Origin of the sequence: Rhizobium sp. NLR8a (assembly GCF_019685235.1) — a bacterium.
Lineage (GTDB): Bacteria > Pseudomonadota > Alphaproteobacteria > Rhizobiales > Rhizobiaceae > Rhizobium.
On record NZ_JABDWI010000002.1, the window covers coordinates 126005 to 141708 of the forward strand.

A 15704-nucleotide genomic window follows, 5' to 3' on the forward strand; every position below is an offset into this window, starting at 1 on the left:
CTGGACTAAATCTAGTTCAAGACAGGAGTTTCCTATGCAGCAGGCAAGACGCAGAGAGCAAGAGCCGGAGCGGCTGGACACGGAGCGGTTTGCACCTGCCAATCGAAGGCGGCTGAGCCCGCCGGCGTTGCGAACCTTTTTGGCGATCGCCGATCTCTGGGGGCTCACCGAAGAGCAGCGTTTGCTCGTGCTCGGCTATCCCTCCCGCTCGACCTATCACAGCTGGGCAAAGCAGGCGCGTGAGCACGGCGCTTTTACCCTCGACGTCGATGCACTGACCAGGATCTCCGCCGTGTTCGGCATCCATCAGGCGCTTGGCGTGCTGTTTGCCGACGAACGCGCCGGTATCGCCTGGCTGCGCACGCCGCATCAGGCGCCGGTTTTCGGCGGCCATCCGCCGCTCGATATCGTCACAAGCGGAACTCAGGACGGGCTGATGACCGTGCGCCGGTTTCTGGACGGCGCGCGCGGCGGGCTCTACATGCCGCCCAATAGGCTCGACGAGGCCTTCACGCCTTACGAAGACGCGGACATCGTCTTCCGGTGAGCGATCGTTTTGCCGAGGCGCCGCATCCGTCCCATCGGCTGATCCCGTCGCAATTTCCGCCGATCGGTCTGTTCGATACGGTGACGAGGGCGGCGGATCTCGAAGCCGTGATGGAACTTGTGGGATGGACCAATGATCGGCTCGTGGCCGACCGCCTTCGGCGGCTTCCCGAAAACGAGTGGGTCTACGGCAGTCCGAACGCCAGTATCGTGATGGCGGCGTTCCTCCATGTCGCACCCGGCGGCATGCGCTTCAACGGGCCCGATCTCGGCGCCTGGTATGCCGCCGACAATCTGAAGACAGCCGCGGCTGAAGTCGGCCATCATCTCCGGCGCGAGGCTGTGGCGCGCGGGGCGGCGACGATGGCGCGCACCTATCGCAGCTACGCCGCCACCCTGATCGGCGACTATCTCGACATTCGCGGCGAACAGGCGCTGCGACCGGATGTCTATGACGGCACGAGCTATGCGGCGTCGCAGGTGCTCGGCGAAGACGTGCGCTCGAGCGGCGGTGCCGGCATCCTCTATGACAGTGTGCGGCTGAGAGGCGGGGTGAACGTCGCGGCGCACCGGCCGAGGAATATCCGCGATGTGCTGCAGGCAGATCATTTCGAAATCACCGTTTTCGCCGCCGACCGGCGCATCGATGTCAGGAAGCTGGCAGTCCGGCGGCGACCGACTGCCGCAAGGTAGACGTTAAACCGGCAGGCGCTCGGCCCATGCCTTTGCCGTCTTTGCCATCGTCGCGAGGTGATCGGCAGCGGAGAAACCGGAAATTTTCTTGCGCGGCTTCAGGTCGTGATCCCCGTCCTCGAGCCAGAGGACCTCGATCCTGTCGGAGAGGTCGTAGCCCGGCACTTCGTCCTTCGTGCCGAACTCGTCGCGTGTTCCCTGGCAGATCAGTGTGGGCGTCTTCAGGCCCAAGAGATGGCTGGTGCGCAGCTTGTCCGGCTGGCCGGGTGGATGGAAGGGATAGCCGAGGCAGAGCAGGCCGGCGATCCTTCCCCTGTCATAGAGACCGTCGGCGACCATGCTCGCAACCCGTCCGCCCATCGACCTGCCGGCGATGATGAGAGGACCGCCAGCGTCGAGCGCGGCAATCGCCGCCTCATATTCGGGGTTAAGGGTTTCGGCGCGCGGCGGCGGCTTGCGCCCTTCCGCAGTGCGGCGGGCGGCCATATAGGCGAATTCGAACCTGGCGACGCGAAAGCCGACGCCGGCAAGCGCGTCGGCCGCCGCTGTCATCGAAGCCGAATCCATCGGCGCGCCGGCGCCATGGGCAAGAAGGATGGTGAAGCGCGCATCCTGCGGCCCCTGCAGCAAAAACCTTTCAAGCATCGGCAATCCTCCATCCGCCGCCGGAACCATGTCGGCAGCCCGGGCTTCTTCCCTGGAAAGGAGACAGACAATGTCGACGAATGATGAAAACGTAAAGCCCGAGCAGCGCCGTCCCAAGGACGTCAATGCCGTACCCGGCAAGCCGGAACCCGCCGACGCCGAATCGATGGCCCCGCCGGCCGTGCAACCGGCTGGGGAGGGCGATAAAAGCGAGCGGCCGGTGGTCAATCCGGTGACCGGCGCCGCCCTTTAGCGGCCGCTCGCTAAAGATGATGCAAAAACCCCTTGAAACGGCGAATGCAAGCGTCCATATAGCGGCTCTGCCTGAAAAATGGATGCGCCCGGTATCGACGTCGTCGAGCTGTTCGCTGTCCGACAGGATAAGGGCGCTCCCCGCAAGGGTCGAGCGCCCTTTTTGCTTTTCCGACGTCGCGTGGAATCACGGCTTGGGTTTGCATTGGTGGCGATAGCGAGCAACTCCCACCATAATCTATAGAGCACTTCGGAATCCCGAAATTGGCTGCGTCGTTGAAATCGTTCAATTTTATTCCACGGGCACATGGCTGAAAAGGCGTCGAATTTCGGAATCCCGAAGCGGGCGGATTTCGGGAGTCCGAAGTGGGATTTTTTTCGCGCCGGTGTTCTCGCTGAGCGAGGATTATCCCATCTCCCGCGTGCTCGCCGTCAGAAAATCGATGAAGGTACGGACCTTGGCCGAGAGATATTTGCGGCTCGGATAGACGGCGTAAAGCGTGCTGTTGAAACCGAGCATAATGGCCGGCAGCACGATCTCCAGGCGGCCTGCCTCGATATCCTGCTCAGCCATCCATGTCGGCAGGAAGGCGAGGCCCATGCCGCGCAGGGCCGCCAGGTGCATAATTGTCTCGTTGTCGCTCTGCATCACCGTGCGGAAGGTGATCTTGTGTGGTCCGTCCGGACCTTCCAGCGACATGCTTTCCCCAAAATTGACACCGGAGTAGCGAAGCAGTGCGTGGCCGTTGAGCTCGCCGACGTTTCGGGGCCGCCCGGTTCGCTCGAGGTAATCCGGCGAGGCCATGAGACGGAACTGCACGTTCGTCAGCGGGCGGGCGACGAGGCCCGGATCGAGCCGGTCCTGCGACGTTGCCCGCAGCGCCAGATCGAAACCTTCGTCAACCAGGTTGACCAGCCGGCCGCTGAGATCCAAGTCCAGGCAGACATCGGGGTAGCGCCGGTTATACGCTGTCAGCATGTCGGTAAAATAGTTGGTTGCCGCCCAAACCGGCGCACTCAGTTTCAGCATGCCGCGGGGAGCGACCGTCACATTCCCGATGGCGTCTTCCACCTCGTCCAGCCGTTCGAGCATCTCCCTGGTCTGGTTGAAGTAAAGCCGCCCTGTCTCCGTCAGGCTGACGTGCCGGCTGGTTCGGTTGAGCAGCCGCGTGCCCAGCCGGTTCTCGAGCTGCATCACATGCTTGCTCGCCATTGCCGGTGAAACGCCCAGGCGATCGGCAGCAGCGGTGAAGCTTTTCAGTTCGGCGACGGTGCAAAACACCCGCAGGCTCGTCAACGTATCCACTGATCATCAACACCCAGGAAATGGTTCTTCAATATCTGCCACGTTGATCAATAATGGAGAAAAAATCAAAATCTTCCTATCGAAGCGCTGCCCAATGCTCGCGACAATGATGCCCAAGGACAATTCCGGTGACAAATTCCAGACTCCCGACTTATTTCGTCAGCCATGGCGGTGGTCCCTGGCCCTACATGACAGGAGAATTCCGTCGCAACTTCGACGTGCTCGAACGGTCGCTGGTCGACATGCGCGCTGAACTCGGCGATGCGCCGAAGGCGATCCTCGTGGTCTCGGGGCACTGGGAAGAGGAAGGTTTTGTCATATCGTCGGGCGTCAAGCCGGGCATGGTCTACGACTATCACGGCTTTCCCGAACACCTCTATCACATCACCTACAATGCCCCCGGTTCGCCTGATCTCGCAGACCGCGTGCAGCATCTGCTGCGGGCGAGCGGCATCGAAGCGGCGCTCGATCCGACGCGTGGTTACGATCACGGCACGTTCAGCATCATGAAGCCGCTCTATCCGGAAGAGAACATCCCTGTCGTGCAGCTTTCGCTGGATGCGGGTTATGATCCGGCGCTGCACATCAGCGTCGGCCGGGCGCTGGCGCCCTTGCGTGACGAGGGCGTCCTGATCATCGGCAGCGGTCTCAGCTATCACAATCTTTCGGCCATGCGCGGCACCGGCGGATATGAGCCGTCCCGCCGCTTCGACGCCTGGCTTCAGGAAACACTGGTTCACGCAGCCTGCGACAAGCGCACCGAGCGGCTGATCGAATGGCAGCAGGCGCCGGCCGCCCGGGCGGCGCATCCGCGCGAAGACCACCTCATCCCGCTGATGGTGGTCGTCGGCGCCGCCGAGAACGAAGCCGGCGCCACCACCTATCACCAGAAGGATTTTGCCGGCGGGCTCACCGCATCGAGCTTCCGTTTCGGCCGCGCCCCCTCAACCCCCCGATCACATGGAGATGCGCAATGACCGGCGAAATCTTCAAGCCGTCTTCGCCATGTCGATAAGGCTCTGGAAAGAAACCAGGAACTCAGAAGGCGGCCTCCGCCGCCTGACCTCCCATCAACCTCTTTGGAGAAACTCGATGATCAATACCGGCAAATGGACGCCATACATTCTCGCACTTCTGCGCATCATGGCGGCCTTACTCTTCCTCGAACATGCCACAATGAAGTTTCTGCAGTTTCCGGGTCCGATTCAAGGCGTACCCTATCCGCTGCCCGCCCTCCTGCTGGTTGCGGGCGCAATCGAGGTGATCACCTCTGCTCTGATGCTCGTCGGATTTCAAACGCGCATCGCCGCATTCATCGCTTCGGGCGAAATGGCTGCCGCCTACTTCATGGGCCACACGCCGTATGGCTTCTGGCCGGCGCTGAACATGGGCGAAGGTGCCATCCTGTTCTGCTTCATCTTCCTCTACATCGCCTTTGCCGGCGGCGGAGCCTGGACGCTCGACAACGCGCGTCCTCCCGCCACGGCCTGAGACGGCCTCATCCGGGAATCGCACCGGCATGACGTTTTTCATGCCGGTCGTTTCGGTCGCTTAGATGGTTTTCTGTTCCATGCCTCCTCAAGTGCGGAATTTTCCCGCCGGTCCTGTCGATTTTCGCATCTGAGGATCGTCTTCCTAACGATGTGCTGGAAATCCGTTGCGATCGCGGCACATCCTTTGAGCGCCCCGAGACGCGCGACGACAGAAGGAGGATATGTGATGGATGATCAGCAGCTGGTACCCGCCGCCGTGCTCGCGGCAAAAAACGGCGTCCGTTTTCCCAATGAGAGCGAGGAATATCGCAATGCCCGCGACGCGTTGCTGGCCGAAGAGATCGAATTGCGCCGGCACATCGAGCGCGTGGCGAGACAGCGCCGGGCGCTGCCGCCGGGCGGGGAGGTGAAGAAGGATTATCGCTTCGAAGGCGCCGGCGGGCCGATCTCGCTCAGTGAGCTCTTCGCCGACAAGGACACGCTGATCGTCTACAGCTACATGTTCGGGCCGGAGCGCGAGCGTCCATGCCCGATGTGCACCTCGCTGCTGTCGGCCTGGGATGGCGAGGTGCCGGATATCCAGCAGCGTGCCGCCCTTGCTGTCGTTGCGCTTTCGCCGATCGGCAGGCTGCTCGCCTTCAAGAAGGAGCGCGGCTGGCACCATCTGCCGCTTTATTCCGACCCGTCGGGCGATTACAGCCGCGACTATCATGCCATCGGCAGAGGCGGCGGCGATGATGCGGCCTATAACGTCTTCACCCGGCGCGACGGCACCATCCGCCACTTCTGGAGCCAGGAAATGGGCGGCGTGACGGCTGATCCCGGCGAGGATCCGCGCGGCGCGCCCGATCTGATGCCGCTCTGGACCCTGATCGATACGACGCCGGACGGCCGGGCGCCGGATTGGTATCCGAAGCTGTCCTACTGACGGGTGTTGCGTCAGCCGGTGGAGCGGTTTCTGGAGGTCTCAATCCATTCGAGGTTGGTGACCGAAGCCTCAGGCAGCAGCGATGGATCGAGATCGTAGACATAGCCGCTCAGCATGTCGGCGGCGCGTTCGGCCGCCTTGATCTTCGCCTCTGTCTCCGCGACCGCCTTGGAGATCGCTTCGATGCGGGCGCGGAACATATGGGCGAGCACATCGCGGCCGGACTGTTTTTCCAACCGCTCCAGATGCAGGCCGACGCGTGAGGCGTGGCGTTCCAGCTCGCTCTTGCTGAAACGCGCCTTGCGCAGTTCCTCGGAGAGGCTTTCCTGCATGACGGCGACCGGATCAAAACTTCCCGGCGCCCGCTCGTCGAGAACAGCGTCGGTCACGAGCTTCTCGATCATCACAAGCGCCTGCAGCTCGGCCGCATCGGCGAACTCGACGTCATAGCCGGTATCGTCATAGACCTTGCGCCGGACCGGATCGAGCAGCAGTGCATAGGCCTTCTGCAAATTGTCGAAGGCTTCCGTATCGCCGCCCGAATCAGGATGGGCGACTTTGGCAAGGCGCCGATAGGCAGCCTTCAGCTTCGCCTCGTCCGCATCGCGTTCAACGCCGAGAATATCGTATGGATCCGTCACACCTGCTCCCTTGCCGCCCTGGATGTCACGGGCAGTCTAGGTCTTCTTCTGCATCAGAAGGGCAAAGTTTAGACCGAAAGCAGGAATGGCGTCCATGGCCTGATATCGCGACCGGCGCTGCGAGCGCCCCGATTTGTTCCGAAATCGATTGAGTTCTCAAACCATTAACGTAAAATCAGTGGGTGGCGATCGAGATAAGATAACATCCGGCCTCGCCGTCGATATCAAGCGCGATTGCCGTCATATCCTCGATCAGCAGCGCGTCGCCGGCTGCAAGCGTCCCGGTCTCGCCGGACCGGCGGAATGACACCGTGCCGCGATGGCAGAGGAACAGGCATGTCGGCGATGGCAATGGCACGGGTGTGGCGCCGTCGATGTCGATTCGCGTGAGGCTATGGGTGAGACCGCCCCGGCGCGTCATGACGTTGAGGTCGGTGATCGCGCCGTCTTCGAGCCTCGCGGTGACGGGGATGTCAGCCGGGAAGGCAAGAGGAGCGCTTTCCGTCGTAAGCAGCGCCGGCGTGCGGCCGTCGATCTCGAGCAGCATGCCGTTGCCGTCGAGGACCGCCAGCGTCCGGTCGATGCCCGGGAAAATCGAAAATGGCCCGTCCTCTGCGACCGCTGCCATGCTGACGCGCCAATCGAAATCGTCGATCGAGGCAGCAGCCGGAGAGGCGGCGATCTCCACCGTCTCTCCTTTGCCGTTCTTCCACGGCATGCGTTTGTAATCGCCGGCGCGCAGGATCTTCACGAGGCTCAGTTCCCGAGAATGCCGGGCAGGCGCAGACCCTTGTCGCGGGCGCAGTCGAGGGCGATATCGTAGCCGGCATCGGCGTGGCGCATGACGCCGGTCGCCGGGTCGTTCCAGAGCACACGCTCGAGACGCTTTGCCGCATCGTCGGTGCCATCGGCGCAGATGACGACGCCGGAATGCTGGGAGAAGCCCATGCCGACGCCGCCGCCATGGTGCAGCGACACCCAGGTGGCGCCCGAGGCGGTGTTGAGCAGCGCGTTCAGCAGCGGCCAGTCGGAGACGGCGTCGGAGCCATCCTTCATCGCCTCGGTTTCGCGGTTCGGCGAGGCGACCGAACCCGAATCGAGGTGGTCGCGGCCGATGACGATCGGCGCGGAAAGTTCGCCGTTCTTGACCATTTCGTTGAAGGCCAGAGCCAGGCGGTGACGGTCGCCGAGACCGACCCAGCAGATGCGCGCCGGCAGGCCCTGAAAGGCGATGCGTTCCCTGGCCATGTCGAGCCAGTTGTGCAGGTGCTTGTTATCGGGCAGCAGCTCCTTCACCTTTGCATCGGTCTTGTAGATATCTTCCGGATTGCCGGAGAGGGCCGCCCAGCGGAAGGGTCCGATGCCGCGGCAGAACAGCGGTCTTATATAGGCCGGCACGAAGCCCGGGAAGGCGAAGGCGTTTTCGAGACCCTCGTCCTTGGCCACCTGGCGGATATTGTTGCCATAGTCGAGTGTCGGGATGCCAGCATTCCAGAAGGCGATCATCGCCTCGACATGCTCGCGCATCGAGGCGCGCGCGGCCTTTTCCACCGCCTTCGGATCGCTCTCGCGCTTGGCCTTCCACTCGGCCATCGTCCAGCCCTTCGGGAGGTAGCCGTTGATCGGATCATGCGCGGAGGTCTGGTCGGTGACGATATCCGGGCGGATGCCGCGGCGAACCATTTCCGGCAGGATTTCGGCGGCATTGCCGAGCAGGCCGACGGACTTGGCTTGCCCAGCCTTGGTCCAGGCGTCGATCATCGCAAGCGCTTCATCGAGCGTTTCGGCCTTGGCGTCGAGATAGCGGGTGCGCAGGCGGAAGTCGATCGAATCCGGATTGCATTCGACGGCGAGGCAGCAGGCGCCGGCCATGACGGCGGCGAGCGGCTGGGCGCCGCCCATGCCCCCGAGGCCGCCGGTCAGGATCCATTTGCCCTTGAGATTGCCGCCGTAATGCTGGCGGCCGGCCTCGACGAAGGTCTCGTAAGTACCCTGGACGATGCCCTGCGTGCCGATATAGATCCACGAGCCGGCCGTCATCTGGCCGTACATGGCAAGGCCCTTCTTATCGAGCTCGTTGAAATGATTCCAGGTCGCCCAGTGCGGCACGAGGTTGGAATTGGCGATCAGCACCCGCGGCGCATCCTTGTGGGTGCGGAAGACGCCGACCGGCTTGCCGGATTGCACCAGCAGCGTCTCTTCTTCCGTCAGCGTCTTCAGCGTCGCGACGATGCGGTCGAAGTCCTCCCAGGTACGGGCGGCCCGGCCGATGCCGCCGTAGACGACGAGCTCGTTCGGATTTTCGGCGACGTCGGGATCGAGATTGTTCATCAGCATGCGCAGCGGCGCTTCGGTCATCCAGCTCTTGGCATTGAGCTCGTTGCCGCGGGGCGCACGGATTTCGCGGATATTGTGGCGTGGATTGCTCATGGCGGTTCCCCTGTCGAGTGATCGTTATCGTTTCAGGCCTGGCGCGATCTGCTCGATGCGCACCAGAATGTCTTTGAGATGAACGCGAAGCCTGTCGGCCTTGGCCGTGTCATAGGCGAAGGGCGGCGCCTCGGTCTGCAGATGGGTCGATTGCGCGAGCTCCATCTGTATCGCGTGCACGCCGGTCTCGGGCCGGCCGTAGTGGCGGGTCGTCCAGCCGCCCTTGAAGCGGCCGTTGAGCACGCTGTCGTAACCTTCGGCGGCTTGCGTGACGGTCAGCGTCGCCTGCTCGATGGCGCTGTCGCAGGTCTTGCCCAAGTCGGTGCCGATATTGAAATCCGGCAGCTTGCCTTCGAACAGGAAGGGAATATGCGAGCGGATCGAGTGGCAATCGTAAAGTATCGCCACACCGTGGATTGCTCTGACGCGCTCGATCTCGGCGGCAAGGGCGGCATGATAGGGCGCATGAAAGTCCCGCAGCCGTGCCGCGATATCGGCCGCGTCAGGCGCCTGCCCATCCTTCCAAATCGCCTTGCCGTCGAAGTCGGTTTCCGGGACGAGGCCTGTGGTGTTCTGGCCAGGATAAAGGCTGATGCCCTGGGGATCGCGGTTGGCGTCGATCACATAGCGGTGGAAGGTGGCGCGCACGGTCGTGGCGTCGGACAGCAGGCCATCATAGAGCTCATGGATGTGCCAGTCGGTATCGGCGAGGATCCGGCCATTGTCGTTGAGGCGATCGTAAATCGCCGGCGGCACGTCGGTGCCGGTATGGGGGAAGGCGAGGATGACGGGGGAGGTGCCTCGATGGATTTCATATGGTTCGGTCATAAGCAAAGAGCTCCGGCGTCTCGGGGTACCGAGTGCAGATACATCGCGATCAGCCCTCCAAAACCGGCAAGATGCCTGACGAAACCGAGGCGTTCAGCGCGCCCGTCGCCACCAGTTCGGTGGCGGCGGCGAGGTCGTCTGCCATGTAGCGGTCGACGTCCAGGCTCGGCACCTGCCTGCGGATTGCCGCGATCGCCTTCAAAAGCTCCGGGCTCGTTGCGAGCGGCGCGCGCAGTTCGACGCCCTGGGCGGCGGTCAGCGCCTCGATGCCGATAATGCCGAACAGGTTTTCAGTCATCTGCAGGAGGCGGCGGGCGCCGTGGCAGGCCATCGAGACGTGGTCTTCCTGGTTGGCCGAGGTCGGCGTCGAATCGACCGAGGCGGGGTGCGACATCTGCTTGTTCTCAGACATCAGCGCCGCCGAGGTGACCTCGGCAATCATCAGGCCGGAGTTCAGGCCCGGCTTCCTGGCGAGGAAGGCCGGCAGGCCGTAGGAGAGCACCGGGTCGACCAGCAGCGCGATGCGGCGCTGCGAGATCGCGCCGATCTCGCAGACGGCGAGGGCGATCTGGTCGGCGGCGAAGGCGACCGGTTCGGCGTGGAAGTTGCCGCCCGATACAACCGAATTGTCCGACAGCACCAGCGGATTGTCGGTGACCGCATTGGCCTCGATCTCCAGCGTGCGGGCGACCGAGCGCAAGAGGTCGAGGCAGGCGCCGTCGACCTGCGGCTGGCAACGGATGCAATAGGGATCCTGCACGCGCTCGTCGCCCTCGATGTGGCTCTGGCGGATGACCGATTGTTCGAGCAGGGCGCGAAGGGCTGCAGCCGTGTCGATCTGGCCCTTATGGCCGCGCAGCGTGTGAATATCCGGATGGAAGGGCGCCGAAGAGCCCATGGCGGCATCGGTGGACATGGCGCCGGTGATCAGGGCCGCCTGGGCGGCGCGATGGGCGCGGAAGAGGCCGGCGAGCGCCAGTGCGGTCGAGGCCTGGGTGCCGTTGATCAGCGCCAGACCCTCCTTGGCGGCGAGCACGACCGGCTTCAGCCCGGCTCTTTCCAGAGCTTCAGCGCCGGAAAGGCGATCGCCGGCGAAGAAGGCTTCGGCCTCGCCCATCATCACGGCGGCCATATGGGCGAGCGGCGCAAGATCGCCAGAGGCGCCGACCGAGCCCTTTTCCGGGATCAGCGGGATGACGCCCCTATCAAGCATGCCTTCGATCAGCCGCACCAGTTCCAGCCGCACACCGGAGGCGCCGCGGCCGAGTGAGACCAGCTTCAGCGCCATGATCAGCCGGACGACATTTTCCGGCAGCGGCGCGCCGATGCCGCAGCAATGCGACAGGATGAGATTGCGCTGCAGCGTGGCGACGTCGGCGCTGTCGATCTTGATCGAGGCGAGTTTGCCGAAGCCGGTATTGATGCCGTAAACCGGCGCATTGCCGGCGGCGATCTCGGCGATGCGGGCGGCGGCCTTGGCGATACCGGCATCGAAGGCGGGATCGAGCCTTGCCGGCTCGCCGGTCCAATAGATGCTTTCCAGATCCTTGAGCGAGACGGAGCCCGGGTGGAGCGTAATGGTCATCGACCGTTCCTTTCGCCTTTGAAGACGCGTGTATGAAGCGGGTTGAAGCCGATGCGGTAGACGAGCTCGGCAAGGCTCTCGATATTCCAGACGGCGAGATCGGCGGATTTGCCGGCTTCGAGCGTTCCGGTCTCGCCGATGAGGCCGAGCGCGCGGGCTCCTTCGCGGGTGGCGCCGGCGATGCATTCCTCGACGGTGAGGCCGAACAGCGTCGCCGACATGTTCATCGTGAGCAGCATCGAGGTGAGCGGCGAGGTGCCCGGATTGCAATCGGTGGCGATCGCGATCGGCACGCCCGCCCGGCGCAGCGCCTCCACCGGCGGCTTCTGCTTTTCATGAATGGCGTAGAAGGCGCCGGGCAGCAGCACGGCGACGGTGCCGGCGGCGGCCATTGCCGCAACGCCTTCCTCGTCGAGATATTCGAGGTGATCGCAGGAGAGCGCGCCATAGGCGGCCGCCAGCTTGGCGCCGCCGAGATTGGAGAGCTGCTCGGCATGCAGCTTGACCGGCAGGCCGAGCGCCTTCGCCTTGTCGAAGACGCGGGCGATCTCGGCCGTCGAAAAGGCAATGCCTTCGCAGAAGCCGTCGACGGCATCGGCAAGGCCGAGATTATACATGTCGTCGAGACCGAGCAGCACGACATCGTCGAGATAGTCGCCGTTGCGGCCCTTATAGTCGACAGGCGTCGCATGCGCGCCGAGATAGCTGGTGGCGACGCGGACCGGCCTGACATGGCCGAGCAGGCGGGCGCTCTGCAGCATCTTCACTTCGCCGGTTCGGTTGAGACCATAGCCGGATTTGATCTCGATCGTCGTCACGCCTTCGGCCAGCAGCGTATCGAGCCGCGGCAGCGCCGTGGCGACAAGCTCCTCGACCGACAGGGCATTGGTTGCCTGAACGGAGGAGACGATGCCGCCGCCGGCCCGCGCAATCTCCTCATAGGTCGCGCCTTCGAGCCGCATCTCGAATTCGCGGGCGCGATTGCCGCCGTGAACGATATGGGTGTGGCAGTCGACGAGACCCGGTGTCACCCAGCGGCCTTCGAGATCGATGATGTCCGAGCGTTCGATCGCCGATGCCGGCAGCTCGCTTTCGGCGCCGGCAAAGGCGATGCGGCCGTATTCGATCAGAACGGCGCCCTTTTCGATGATGCCGAGCCCGGCTTTGTCAGGTGCGAGGGTCGCTAGGCGCGCATTGCGCCACAGCGCCGGCCTGACGTCGGCGGATGCGGCCTCTTCAGAAAAATTGTTCCCGGTCATCAGCTTTGCGCCTTTCCTTATGCTGAAACATGTATATACATAATAAGCAGGTGACAAGCGAAATTTTGCGCGCTCTTCTGGAAAAGAAAGATCGGCGGCGCGGCAGAAGGGGAGAAAAGTCCATGACTACACTTCACGCAGGCACGGCGCTGACGCCGCAAGGCTGGCAGAAGGACGTGCGGCTGACGCTCGAGGCCGGGCGCATCGCCCGGGTCGAGGTGGGGGTTGCCGCTGCGCCCGGCGATGAGCGCCATGCTCTGATCGTCCCGGCCATGGGCAATCTGCACAGCCACGCCTTCCAGCGGGCAATGGCCGGTCTTGCCGAGGTGCGCGGTCCTGCAAACGACAGCTTCTGGAGCTGGCGCACGGTCATGTACAAGTTCGCTTTGGCGATGACGCCGGAGCATGTCGAGGCGGTCGCAGCCAAGCTCTATGCGGAGATGCTGGAGGCAGGCTTTTCCCGGGTTGGCGAGTTCCACTATCTCCATCATGATAAGGACGGAGCGGCCTATGCCAATATTGCCGAGCTCGCCGAACGTATCGGTGCGGCGAGCCTGGAGACGGGCATCGGTCTGACCCTGCTGCCGGTCTTCTATGCCCATTCCGGTTTCGGTGGTACGGCGCCGATCGACGGCCAGCGGCGCTTCATCAATTCGCTCGAAAGCTTCGAGAGGCTGATGGAAGGATGCCGGGCGGTGATCGGCCGGCTCGATGGCGCCGAGCTCGGACTGGCGCCCCACAGTTTGCGGGCGGCAACCCCGGAGGAACTGGCCAGGGTCGTGCCGTTGGCGGGCGAGGGCCCTATCCATATCCATGTTGCCGAGCAGGTGAAGGAGGTCGAGGACTGCGTCGCCTGGTCGGGCGCGCGGCCGGTCGAATGGCTGCTCGATCACATGCCTGTGGATGCGCGCTGGTGCCTGATCCATGCGACGCACATGACCGAGGACGAGACGCGGCGGATGGCGAAAAGCGGCGCGATTGCCGGCCTCTGCCCGATCACCGAGGCCAATCTCGGCGACGGCGCCTTTGCCGCGCCACTCTTCCTTGAGGAGGGCGGGCGTTACGGCATCGGCTCGGATTCCAACGTGCGGATCTCCCTGCCGGAGGAACTGCGCCAGCTCGAATATTCGCAGCGCCTGGCGCTGCGCGCCCGCAATGTCGTGGCCGCGCCCGGCGGTTCGACGGCGCTTTGCCTGTTCAACCAGGCGCTTTGCGGCGGCGGTGCGGCGCTGAAGGCCCCGGCGGGTATCGCCGAGGGCCGTCATGCCGATTTCGTTTCGCTCGATACGTCGGCCGTTTCCTATCTCTCGGGTGACCAGATCCTCGATCACTGGCTGTTTGCCGGCGGCATTTCCGTCGATTGCGTCTGGGCGCGCGGCCGCAAACAGGTGGAGGGCGGTCGCCATCTCAAGCGTGACGCCATCGATCGTCGCTTCCTTGCTGCGATGGGTGAGTTGCTGGCTGCCTGAAAAAGCGCTTTTCACGGTGGCGCATTCGATCTAGATCGGGGAACCAAATCGGAACGTGGCGATGAATCAAAGCAGGGATCCTACCTTGCATCAGCGCATCCTGGGCGACATCGAGGGCCGTATCGTGTCGGGCGAATGGCCGCCGGGGCATCGCATTCCCTTCGAGGTCGATCTCGCCACGCAGTATGACGTCTCGCGGATGACGGTGAACAAGGTGCTGACCCAGCTCGCCAAGGCCGGCCTGATCGAGCGCCGCAAGAAATCCGGCAGCTTCGTCACCCAGCCGCAGGCGCAATCGGCGGTTCTCGAAATCCACGACATCAAGGCCGAGGTGCAGTCGCTGAACCTGCCCTATTCCTATGCGGTGTCGAAGAAGGCGAGCCGCAAGGCCAAGGCGGAGGACAGCCGCCGGCTGGAGCTGCCTCTGGGGTCCTCGGTCGTCGAAGTCGTCTGCATCCACAATGCCGGCGCACGGCCCTTCTGTTTGGAGGAGCGGCTGATCAGCCTTGCGACCGTGCCGGAGGCGGCCGATGCCGATTTCCTGACGGTGGCGCCGGGGCCGTGGCTGCTCAACCAGGTGCCGTGGAGCACCGCCGAACACCGGATTCACGCCGTCTCCGCCAGCGCCGAAGTGGCGGCCGCCCTCGGCATCGCCCGCAACACTGCGTGCCTGGTGGTCGAGCGCCGCACCTGGAGTGGCGCCGGCCCGGTGACCCACGTGCGCTTCACCTATCCCGGCGATCGTCACGCGCTGATGGCGCGATTCACGCCGGCGTCGCAATAATCGTAAGTTCCATATACAAGGTAACGAGTGTTTTAGTCTTCGAACATCTTGCCGCTGCGCGCCTCGAGCCGGTAGCGATAGCCGGGATAGACAAGGCGGGCGGTCGAGACGACCTGTTTTGCCGACCATGTGCGCCGGCGGATCGTCAGGCAGGGCTCGCTCTTCAGGATGGTCAGGAGCTTGCATTCCCATGCCTGCGGCATCGCCGCCTCGACGACATGCTCGGAGCCGCTGAGCGGGGCGGCCGCCGTCAGATAGGCGTTCGGCGTCAGCGTCGTGAAATCCTGCTCGAGATATTCGGGAGCGGCCTCCGGATGGACGAACCGGTCCTCGATCTGCACCGGAACGCCGTTTTCGCTGTGCACGATCAGCGAGTGGAAAACGGCCGCGCCGATTGCCAACTCCAAGGCGTCGGCAATCTCGGGAGAGGCGGTTTCCCGGGCCAGAACGACGACAGTGGCCTCGTGGATATGGCCGCGTTCGGCGATCTCCTCGGCGATGTTGCGCACCTCGAACAGCGCCGAATATCCCTTGCGCTCGGCGACGAATGAGCCGACGCCCTGGATGCGGACGAGTTCGCCTTCGTTGGCAAGTTCGCGCAGTGCCCGGTTGGCGGTCATCTTGCTGACGCCGAGTTCGACGACCAACTCGTTTTCCGACGGCACGCGGTATTTCGGCGGCCATTCTCCGCTGTGGATGCGGTCGAGGATCACCTGCTTGACGCCGGCGTAGAGCGGCGTGCTGTCATTTCCCGCCAGGTCGCGCTTCATTTCGCCGGACCGCTTCATTGCCTATTCCTTTTGCACGGATGCAATTTGCCACATAATCGACTTTCCTCTTGCATA

17 protein-coding genes are annotated in these 15704 nt (G+C 63.6%); 8 read left to right on the top strand and 9 right to left on the bottom strand.

The genetic code is table 11. The features are described from left to right. Positions 1–34: 34 nt before the first annotated feature. Both HJC04_RS03850 and HJC04_RS03855 read left to right on the top strand, forming a co-directional pair. Complete coding sequence (locus tag HJC04_RS03850; RefSeq protein WP_210632531.1) at positions 35–547, top strand: MbcA/ParS/Xre antitoxin family protein; 513 nt, start codon at positions 35–37, stop codon at positions 545–547. Next, positions 544–1239 (top strand): RES family NAD+ phosphorylase, encoded by a 696-nt coding sequence (locus HJC04_RS03855; RefSeq protein WP_210632533.1) that lies wholly within the window; start codon positions 544–546, stop codon positions 1237–1239. Before HJC04_RS03850 ends, HJC04_RS03855 begins: the two co-directional genes overlap by 4 nt. A 3-nt stretch (positions 1240–1242) precedes the next feature. On the opposite strand, the gene HJC04_RS03860 is transcribed toward HJC04_RS03855, so the two are convergent. After that, positions 1243–1884: an alpha/beta fold hydrolase gene (locus tag HJC04_RS03860; RefSeq protein WP_210632539.1), complete on the bottom strand. Its 642-nt coding sequence runs from the start codon at positions 1882–1884 to the stop codon at positions 1243–1245. 70 nt (positions 1885–1954) lie between these two features. On the opposite strand from HJC04_RS03860, the gene HJC04_RS03865 reads away from it, so the two are divergent. Then, a complete protein-coding gene (locus HJC04_RS03865) occupies positions 1955–2137 on the top strand; it encodes a hypothetical protein (RefSeq protein WP_085780917.1) in 183 nt (60 codons plus the stop codon). Positions 2138–2542: 405 nt separating this feature from the next. Here the strand turns inward: HJC04_RS03865 and HJC04_RS03870 are convergent, their stop codons facing one another. Next, on the bottom strand, positions 2543–3442 hold the full coding sequence (locus HJC04_RS03870) for a LysR family transcriptional regulator (protein WP_210632540.1): 900 nt from the start codon (positions 3440–3442) through the stop codon (positions 2543–2545). A 128-nt stretch (positions 3443–3570) separates the two neighbouring features. On the opposite strand from HJC04_RS03870, the gene HJC04_RS03875 reads away from it, so the two are divergent. The 3 genes from HJC04_RS03875 (at position 3571) to HJC04_RS03885 (ending at position 5863) form a co-directional block, all read left to right on the top strand. Next, positions 3571–4419 (top strand): class III extradiol ring-cleavage dioxygenase, encoded by an 849-nt coding sequence (locus tag HJC04_RS03875; protein ID WP_210632541.1) that lies wholly within the window; start codon positions 3571–3573, stop codon positions 4417–4419. Between the two features lie 115 nt (positions 4420–4534). Beyond that, on the top strand, positions 4535–4933 hold the full coding sequence (locus tag HJC04_RS03880) for a DoxX family protein (RefSeq protein WP_086083302.1): 399 nt from the start codon (positions 4535–4537) through the stop codon (positions 4931–4933). Between the two features lie 228 nt (positions 4934–5161). Continuing rightward, positions 5162–5863, top strand: a complete 702-nt coding sequence (locus HJC04_RS03885; RefSeq protein WP_221144876.1) for a DUF899 family protein — start codon at positions 5162–5164, stop codon at positions 5861–5863. An 11-nt stretch (positions 5864–5874) separates the two neighbouring features. Here HJC04_RS03885 and HJC04_RS03890 read toward each other — a convergent pair whose 3' ends face one another. From HJC04_RS03890 to hutI, 6 genes are all read right to left on the bottom strand, one after another. Next, entirely contained in the window at positions 5875–6504 is a 630-nt protein-coding gene (locus HJC04_RS03890; protein WP_011427926.1) for a J domain-containing protein, read from the bottom strand. A gap of 175 nt (positions 6505–6679) precedes the next feature. Continuing rightward, positions 6680–7255, bottom strand: a complete 576-nt coding sequence (locus tag HJC04_RS03895) for a HutD family protein (protein WP_221144878.1) — start codon at positions 7253–7255, stop codon at positions 6680–6682. 5 nt (positions 7256–7260) lie between these two features. Beyond that, complete coding sequence (gene hutU, locus HJC04_RS03900) at positions 7261–8934, bottom strand: urocanate hydratase (protein WP_221144880.1); 1674 nt, start codon at positions 8932–8934, stop codon at positions 7261–7263. A gap of 24 nt (positions 8935–8958) precedes the next feature. Then, complete coding sequence (gene hutG / locus HJC04_RS03905) at positions 8959–9762, bottom strand: N-formylglutamate deformylase (RefSeq protein WP_221144882.1); 804 nt, start codon at positions 9760–9762, stop codon at positions 8959–8961. 49 nt (positions 9763–9811) lie between these two features. Continuing rightward, positions 9812–11347, bottom strand: coding sequence for a histidine ammonia-lyase (hutH, locus tag HJC04_RS03910; RefSeq protein WP_221144885.1), 1536 nt, complete (start codon positions 11345–11347; stop codon positions 9812–9814). Next, positions 11344–12606: an imidazolonepropionase gene (gene hutI, locus HJC04_RS03915; RefSeq protein WP_221144887.1), complete on the bottom strand. Its 1263-nt coding sequence runs from the start codon at positions 12604–12606 to the stop codon at positions 11344–11346. Before hutI ends, hutH begins: the two co-directional genes overlap by 4 nt. 122 nt (positions 12607–12728) lie before the next feature. Between hutI and HJC04_RS03920 the strand changes: the two genes are divergently transcribed. Then, entirely contained in the window at positions 12729–14075 is a 1347-nt protein-coding gene (locus HJC04_RS03920) for a formimidoylglutamate deiminase (protein WP_210632553.1), read from the top strand. 61 nt (positions 14076–14136) lie between these two features. Beyond that, positions 14137–14859, top strand: coding sequence for a histidine utilization repressor (gene hutC, locus HJC04_RS03925; RefSeq protein ID WP_221144889.1), 723 nt, complete (start codon positions 14137–14139; stop codon positions 14857–14859). Positions 14860–14891: 32 nt separating this feature from the next. Here hutC (HJC04_RS03925) and hutC (HJC04_RS03930) read toward each other — a convergent pair whose 3' ends face one another. Further along, positions 14892–15647 carry a histidine utilization repressor gene (hutC, locus tag HJC04_RS03930; RefSeq protein WP_168296485.1) on the bottom strand — a complete coding sequence of 252 codons (756 nt, stop codon included), beginning with the start codon at positions 15645–15647 and terminating at the stop codon, positions 14892–14894. Positions 15648–15704: the final 57 nt, after the last annotated feature.

Excerpts from the sequence above, each read along its gene's own strand:
- HJC04_RS03850 (WP_210632531.1), top strand. The coding sequence starts at position 35 with ATGCAGCAGGCAAGACGCAGAGAGCAAGAGCCGGAGCGGCTGGACACG.
- HJC04_RS03860 (WP_210632539.1), bottom strand. The coding sequence starts at position 1,884 with ATGCTTGAAAGGTTTTTGCTGCAGGGGCCGCAGGATGCGCGCTTCACC.
- HJC04_RS03865 (WP_085780917.1), top strand. The coding sequence starts at position 1,955 with ATGTCGACGAATGATGAAAACGTAAAGCCCGAGCAGCGCCGTCCCAAG.
- HJC04_RS03880 (WP_086083302.1), top strand. The coding sequence starts at position 4,535 with ATGATCAATACCGGCAAATGGACGCCATACATTCTCGCACTTCTGCGC.
- HJC04_RS03885 (WP_221144876.1), top strand. The coding sequence starts at position 5,162 with ATGGATGATCAGCAGCTGGTACCCGCCGCCGTGCTCGCGGCAAAAAAC.
- hutU (WP_221144880.1), bottom strand. The coding sequence starts at position 8,934 with ATGAGCAATCCACGCCACAATATCCGCGAAATCCGTGCGCCCCGCGGC.
- hutG (WP_221144882.1), bottom strand. The coding sequence starts at position 9,762 with ATGACCGAACCATATGAAATCCATCGAGGCACCTCCCCCGTCATCCTC.
- hutH (WP_221144885.1), bottom strand. The coding sequence starts at position 11,347 with ATGACCATTACGCTCCACCCGGGCTCCGTCTCGCTCAAGGATCTGGAA.
- hutI (WP_221144887.1), bottom strand. The coding sequence starts at position 12,606 with ATGACCGGGAACAATTTTTCTGAAGAGGCCGCATCCGCCGACGTCAGG.
- HJC04_RS03920 (WP_210632553.1), top strand. The coding sequence starts at position 12,729 with ATGACTACACTTCACGCAGGCACGGCGCTGACGCCGCAAGGCTGGCAG.
- hutC (WP_221144889.1), top strand. The coding sequence starts at position 14,137 with ATGAATCAAAGCAGGGATCCTACCTTGCATCAGCGCATCCTGGGCGAC.
- hutC (WP_168296485.1), bottom strand. The coding sequence starts at position 15,647 with ATGAAGCGGTCCGGCGAAATGAAGCGCGACCTGGCGGGAAATGACAGC.